7 protein-coding genes are annotated in these 6,586 nt (G+C 55.0%); all 7 read left to right on the top strand.

Annotated elements, in window-relative coordinates:
• A partial coding sequence (locus tag ACQKP2_RS02325) for a type II toxin-antitoxin system HipA family toxin (protein WP_427574048.1) occupies positions 1-825 on the top strand: 825 nt, incomplete at its 5' end.
• Positions 826-897: 72 nt separating this feature from the next.
• The gene (locus ACQKP2_RS02320) at positions 898-1,653 is read left to right on the top strand and encodes a hypothetical protein (protein ID WP_427574047.1); all 756 of its coding nucleotides are present in this window, start codon (positions 898-900) and stop codon (positions 1,651-1,653) included.
• Between the two features lie 120 nt (positions 1,654-1,773).
• Entirely contained in the window at positions 1,774-2,211 is a 438-nt protein-coding gene (locus ACQKP2_RS02315; RefSeq protein ID WP_427574046.1) for a hypothetical protein, read from the top strand.
• A 142-nt stretch (positions 2,212-2,353) separates the two neighbouring features.
• Positions 2,354-3,370 carry an AAA family ATPase gene (locus tag ACQKP2_RS02310; protein WP_427574045.1) on the top strand — a complete coding sequence of 339 codons (1,017 nt, stop codon included), beginning with the start codon at positions 2,354-2,356 and terminating at the stop codon, positions 3,368-3,370.
• A gap of 13 nt (positions 3,371-3,383) precedes the next feature.
• The gene (locus tag ACQKP2_RS02305) at positions 3,384-4,451 is read left to right on the top strand and encodes a hypothetical protein (RefSeq protein ID WP_427574044.1); all 1,068 of its coding nucleotides are present in this window, start codon (positions 3,384-3,386) and stop codon (positions 4,449-4,451) included.
• A 403-nt stretch (positions 4,452-4,854) separates the two neighbouring features.
• Positions 4,855-5,289, top strand: coding sequence for a hypothetical protein (locus tag ACQKP2_RS02300; protein WP_427574043.1), 435 nt, complete (start codon positions 4,855-4,857; stop codon positions 5,287-5,289).
• Positions 5,290-5,353: 64 nt separating this feature from the next.
• Complete coding sequence (locus ACQKP2_RS02295) at positions 5,354-6,316, top strand: hypothetical protein (protein WP_427574041.1); 963 nt, start codon at positions 5,354-5,356, stop codon at positions 6,314-6,316.
• Positions 6,317-6,586: the final 270 nt, after the last annotated feature.

Here is a 6,586-nt window from a genome sequence, read left to right as displayed (position 1 = left end):
TCAGCCCTGCAGCGGTTGATTCAGGTAGGCACCAGCGCCGGCGGTGCTCGGGCAAAAGCTGTCATCGCGATGAACAAGGCCGGTGAGATCCGCTCCGGGCAAGTCAAAGCACCGAAAGGATTTACCTACTGGCTTCTGAAGTTCGACGTCGCGAAAAACACCGATGTCCTAGCTGACTCCCAAGGCTACGGCCGCATTGAATACGCCTATTCGCTTATGGCCAAGGAAGCTGGCATCACCATGAACCCGTGTGAGTTGCTTGAGGAAGGTGGCCGCGCGCACTTCCTTACCAAGCGATTTGACCGGACTGATGACGGCGACAAAATTCACATGGCCACGCTGTGCGCCTTGGATCACGCTGACTACAAAAAACCAGGCGGCTACTCATATGAGGAGGCTTTTGGGGTTATGAGGAGCCTGGGGCTTTCACGGGAAGAAGCCGTAGAGTTCTATCGTCGCATGGTTTTCAACGTCGTAAGCAGGAACCAAGACGACCACACGAAAAACGTTAGCTTCCTAATGAATGAGGAAGGCACCTGGTCCCTCTCTCCTGCCTACGATGTTTCATGGTCCTATTTACCCGGCAATTTCTGGGTTGAGACACATCAAATGACCGTGAACGGGAAGCGCGACAAGTTTGAACTCGCCGACTTGGAAGCAGTGGCAAAACAAGTGCGTGGCATCGATGCCCACGCCATCATCAAAGAGGTCTGCGCTGCCGTCAAACGGTGGCGCGCGATCGCTGAGTCAGTTGGTGTTGCAGCGAAGATGATCGACGAAATCGAGATAACACACCGTCTCTACCTCGGCGATACCCTAGCCTAGAGAACGCTGCTAGCCCCGTAAAACACTTCCAAATATCAGGGCACCGCGAGTGCCCTACATGGCAAGGCAGCTATGTCGACTGACAAAACAGAATTCACCCTCGATTACTCGATCCTCAAGGTGCCGGCCGAAGGCGGAAAGAACCACACAATCCTCATCACAACGTCTCTCAAGACATCGACGTTCGTAATACAGGAAACAGACCATCAAGTGGTCACCCTCGATATCCTTGCGACATATCTCGACGGCCCGATCACCCCTGATAAATTCACCTCAGGGCTCATCAGCCGAATGGGCGGAAAAGTCGATACGCTGAATAAGAGCGTCAAACTCACCAAGGGTAGCGTGGAGGTCGTGCCGTGCATGCAGGGCTTTGGCGTTGGAACATTCCTATTTAATCAGGTGGTGTGTTGGGCAAAAAAGCATGACCCACAGCTCCAAGTCGTGCCCATCAAGGTCGCGTACACCGATGCTACAGAGGACAACCAGATCAGGCGCAACAAGTTCTACGCCAGCTTTAGCATTTACTTTTCCGATAGTCCAACGAACGAAGGGGTCGTCGACGCTCACTCAATCCCCATGCGGATTGCAGATCTCACACCCCACCAAAGCCAGAAAAACAAAATGCAGGAACAAAGCGTCGAGCAAACTTTACGGCAGATGTGCGAAGAGCAATACGAGTTGGAGAAGCAAATTCGCGAGTTGACTCAAAGCCTACAGGGCAAAGACAGAGTCATCGCGCAGCGCGACAGATCGAAAGCACGCGTGGTCAGGACCTTTCTAATCATCATCGGCGTGCTGTGTCTCGCCCTCCTATGGCGGTGGTGATATCACTTCAGGGGACAAGTGAGACGCGGACGAGTTGCCGGATTTTTAGCCCGGGTTTTGGCTTGCGCCGAGTAGCCAGCCAGACAGACTGGAGTCCCCTTAAGAAGAGGTCCGTCGGTTATGCGCGCGCACTGGTTCATGTCCTTTCTGCTCATATCATTGGGCACCCTCCTACTCGTTTGTTTCGCCGTCGACGGTGTTGTCCTGAACCTTGTGAAATTCTCGGCAGTCGCACAAGGCTTTCCTCTCAACTACTGGAACAAATGCATTGGAGTGGGGCTGATCGGCACTGTGGGCTGCCTTCTGCTCGTTGCAAAAAAACATCCGGTACCGGCGGCCTTGGCGATCAGTGTCTGGTGGCTGCCCGTGGCCCTGCCCGTTTTCACACTCATCGCGTCCTTGTTTTTTCTGAGCCCAAATCGGGTTGCTGTGATGGTCGGACTCCTGGGCTCTCTCGGATTCTCTATCGCGTTGTGCTTGTTGTTGGGCCAGCTACTGGTCGGAGGATTCCTCTTTGCCAGCAATCTCAAATCATCAACGGCTACCGGTGAAATCTAGCCACCAGGCATCCACCCCTTCGCGCCCACCTCGCTTCATTGGCCAAGATTGGGCACGAAAAAGGACGGGATCTCGGCTTGAACCCCGGAGCCCGGCCGTTAATCTTTGAGCGCTGAATCTGGCCCCGATAAGGAACGCTGAATTGAATAGCTGCATTGAAATCGTGCCACCAGCGATATCGAAAACCGAAGAGAAGCGAGCGCGGAAAGCCACCGACGCTTCAATGATCAAGCTGCTTCCGGCACTGATCCAAGCGGCGATCTATCGTAATCAGCGGGAGATGATCTCGGTAAGTACCCAACTGCTGGCCGCGACTGAAGGTACCCATACGCTGGTTCACGAAAAGTTGAAGCGCTTACTGCGGGGGCCGAACACAAGCGCTCAGGTCAAAGAGCCCCCGCACACCCTGGCTAACATTGGCTTGCCCACCATCGCGCTTGACGATGTCGTGCTCGAAGATGACCTGGAAGCCGACGTTCAGGAACTGTTACTGGAGCACCAACGGCGCGCAGAGCTACAAGCGTTTAGCCTTGAGCCTCGTCATAAAATCCTGCTGGAGGGTGCTGAGGGTAATGGCAAGACCATGCTGGCTGAAGCAATGGCACACTCCCTCGATCTTCTTTTCATCCAGGTAAAATTCAGTGGGTTGTTGAACTCCTATCTGGGAGAAACAGGCAAGAAGCTCGACGAGATCTTTGAATACGCTGCCGGCCAACCTTGTGTGTTGTTCATAGATGAGTTCGACACCATCGCCACGCAGCGCGGCAGCAATGCCAATGACGTGGGGGAATCGCAGCGCATTACCAATCAGTTGCTGCTATCGCTGAACAAATTGCCAGCGCATACGGTATTCATCGCGGCCACGAACAATCTGAGCGCTCTTGATAAAGCTGCACGCCGGCGCTTCGACTGTGAACTGTCCTTGGGCAAACCTACCCAGGCTCTTCGTCAAAAGCTCGCCAGCAAAGAACTCTCACCCACGTTGACTCCCGGTTCCGACCTGAGCAAGTGGGTTGCACCGGTGGCCGCACTCGAACTGAGTAATCTCGATGCCCTTGTGAAGCTCTGTCGCCGCATTCGGCGCGACCAGGCTCTCTATCAAGGGGCTGGAATCCAGTCCATTATCTCAAGGGCCCAGGCCCCTCTTCTGCCTGCGTAAGCGAGTTTTGCCCTTGATCGAACAGTTGCAAGAAAATGTCGTTGTCGTGCCGGACCCTGAATATGCATTGGCCTGGGTGGCGTGCTTTAAAAATGGGTTCCCCGAGTTGAAGGATCGCGCGCGTGAAATCTACCTCACGTTGACCGGTCACGTTGATTGGGAGGCGATGGAGAAATCGTGCTCCCCAAGTGCCGAGATCCTCGACTTCGAATCGCTTTCCCCTGAGATGCGGTACCGCAAAAGTTCTCGCATGCGGAAACTTTTAGTCGAATGCTTCAACATGCGTCCGTCGGTTGCCAACCATGTAGCGTGGCTCAATCCGCCCGGTTGCTACATCTGGGAGTTGCACGCTCTTGAATCGTCGGCCCTCCTCCAAGGCGGCACGCCGCCGAACCTTGAGCAGATCTACGCAGATCTCGACACCCTCAACATGGGTTACTGCGCCAGCACCGAACAAGGCCAGGCACGCCTTCATCGTCGCCCAGAAATCGGTGCTCACCTTGGGCTTTGTAAATATCTCGGTTGGGATCTCGAAATATTAGGGGACGTCGATCAACAACTCACGGAGTTGAAGAACCATCGGCAGTTCGTGGCGGAGCCTAAAGGATTCGTCAAAGATCCAGACCTGGGTCGCGTCCCGGTGTTCGTAGCTGGTTTCAGCTCCACCCCCGGGCACGCTCACGACGAGGTACTGGTGGAGTACTTGGCCGCGGCTCTCGCCACTGCCGAGTTGTTAGGTGGCGATGGCGCGCCGGGGATCGTGTTCTACGAGACCTCGGTATGTCGGAAGAAGGATGGGGATTTTTACTCGTGCTTCGGTTCAGTCGTCATCAACAATGACTGGAAGGACTTATTTCTGAACGAGTCCTGTAACTCGGTTGGCGACCTTCTGGTGAACTTGGTGACCTCCAAGTTCCAGGACAGCAACATCGTCACGTTGGCCGATCAAGACCTTTACTTGCAGCAGATGTTCGAGAAGGCAAGGCAAAAGCACCTGCTGCCGCCGGGCACTTCGGGGACGATCTTCGGCATCGAAGGGCCAAGTGGCTGGGCCAACCTCGAATTGCGCCCAAACTCATAGCGATTGGTACCCCGCCAGCACCGTAGGTTTTCAGAATTTTTTGAACTTTTTTCACGATTTTTGGCATTGCAAGCGGAGGTGCTGCGCCGGTTCGCCACGCTCCTCCATACTGGCCTGAAGTACCACACTCCTTAGCCTAAGCTTTGACACTGAGAGGTTGCGTAAACACCAGCGATCACAGACCGGTTCTGCTCAGGAGAGACGCCGATGAAATTTACATGGCCAGGTACCATTCCTCCCCTCCTGACGCTGCTCAGTCTTTGCCTGGTACTCGACGATGCGCCAGCAGACCAGTCAGCCCGCGACAACGGGCCTGCGCCATCGGAAGATGCATTCAGAATTTGTGAGGGTCATAACGAACGAGACCTGATCGATATACCCGGCGACAACGGAGAAGTGTTTCATGGGGTTTGCCTGGAGTATCGCGGCCGCCTGGCGTTGCAACCCGCACACCGACATGGAACCCACCCAACTAAACCGAAACCATCACCAAAGCCGGCCAACTGATCAGTCGGCCGCAAAGAAAATTCCGATCGAGAGAACCGACATGACACAACGTTTTTTCCTGCTGGTGAGCCTTTACCTCTGTGCTGCTTCGAGCACTGCCTTCGCCGTTGAACCGTCGCTTGGAGTAGAAAACGACACGCCCCCGGCGATCGCTGTCCAGGCTTGCGAGGGTGAGGCCGAAGGTGCTGCCGTCGAGTACACCCTGAAGGGCGGCAAAATCTTCCAAGGCAACTGCGCAATGATTGATGGCCGCCTCGTGGCGGTACCGGTGACGCCGATCCAATCCCCGCTGAATGACAGCCCGGTAATAGCCCCCTCCCCGCGCACATAGTCCAGGAAGACTTCGACCTACTACTCATTTCCTCTCGCCAAATTCCTTTTCAGCGGCCCACTCCATGACGTCCATTGAATCATGCTTGATTGAATTTCCACTCACCGAAGACCAAGTGCGGACCTTCAACGTCAATCAGATCCTGGCCGGCTGTAAGCCTGCACAGGGGTTACGCGCGGCCATGCTATGCCCTGAGCATGAAAGCGCCGGCCACGTGCCTGTAGCGGGCGTAGTAGGCTTGATGGTTGCGCTGCGCGGAAAGCTTGTTTGTCCGTGCTGTGAATACACACAGAAAACAATGAGCCGGGAAATGCTCGATGAGCTTCCTGTCACCCATGGTTCGCTGGATGACCCTGAATTTTCAGGCTTGCTCGAGCTTCTCAGGGATGCTGATCGCCAGCTTTCGGACTTACTCAATAGCGAGCGTTGTTACGTTGGGATCAACGTCCTGCAGCCAAACGTCAGCCAGTACCTGAAAGAGTTGTGCAGCAGGTTTCGCCCCAAAGGGCCGGAAGTTGAATCGGTACCGCTAGCCCTTCTGATCACCCTACATAACCAGGCCCCGGCCGATAGCCCAATCCGGCGCACGATTATCGGGTTCATCAAGGCGGACAACGTCCGAAAGCCCCGGCAACATTGGATGGGCGGCCTGTACCTCAATGCTGAGAATGATCTTTGCTTTGACGAGGCGCTGTATGAACGTACGGTGTGGCGAGGGAAGCAGGAGACCTACTTTGAATCGGTAGAAGATGGCTACGCAAAACTCCAACGCGGACTGTCTTTCTTGCATAGTTTCCAAAAGGCGGAGGACGCATCCACCGGTCTACCCGCCCCCCTAAAGCCACTGTTGCCGGTTAGGGACCTTCAGGACCAGGTAGCGCATCTGAAGCGTATTCAACCCCGGATAGAAGCGCTGGTAGGAGCGATGGAAGGCCGATCGTTTGCAGAGTTAGCGTCGAACCTCCGCCCTGAAGCTTCAGTAGTTATTGAAGCCCACGCTGGGCTGATGGGGCTCGAACACGAATAGTGGCATGAACTGAAAAGCCCCGGTTAGTGACTGGGGCTTAGTTTGCGGCAAAGCACGATACTTCTGATTTGTGGGGTTACCTGAGATTGCGCTCACGAAGCCTTTCTTCCTTCAAAAGCTCGTTTGCAATATCTGGGCCCCCAATACTCCAGACCCACCCGGTTGCGTGCTGCTGTCGAAAATACCTCACGCGCGTGACCCCGGGTGGGCTGTTCGTCAGCGGGTTCGCGAAATCCAAGCTCTCACCCTCTACTTCGAAGGTCGCATTTG

It is taken from the genome of Pseudomonas sp. NPDC089569 (assembly GCF_050280625.1).
Classification (GTDB): Bacteria; Pseudomonadota; Gammaproteobacteria; order Pseudomonadales; family Pseudomonadaceae; genus Aquipseudomonas.
This window is presented reverse-complemented; position numbering and strand designations above follow the sequence as displayed.

Bases quoted from the DNA above. Each gene is read 5' to 3' on its own strand.
- ACQKP2_RS02320 (WP_427574047.1), top strand. From the start codon at position 898: ATGTCGACTGACAAAACAGAATTCACCCTCGATTACTCGATCCTCAAG.
- ACQKP2_RS02315 (WP_427574046.1), top strand. From the start codon at position 1,774: ATGCGCGCGCACTGGTTCATGTCCTTTCTGCTCATATCATTGGGCACC.
- ACQKP2_RS02300 (WP_427574043.1), top strand. From the start codon at position 4,855: ATGGGGTTTGCCTGGAGTATCGCGGCCGCCTGGCGTTGCAACCCGCAC.
- ACQKP2_RS02295 (WP_427574041.1), top strand. From the start codon at position 5,354: ATGACGTCCATTGAATCATGCTTGATTGAATTTCCACTCACCGAAGAC.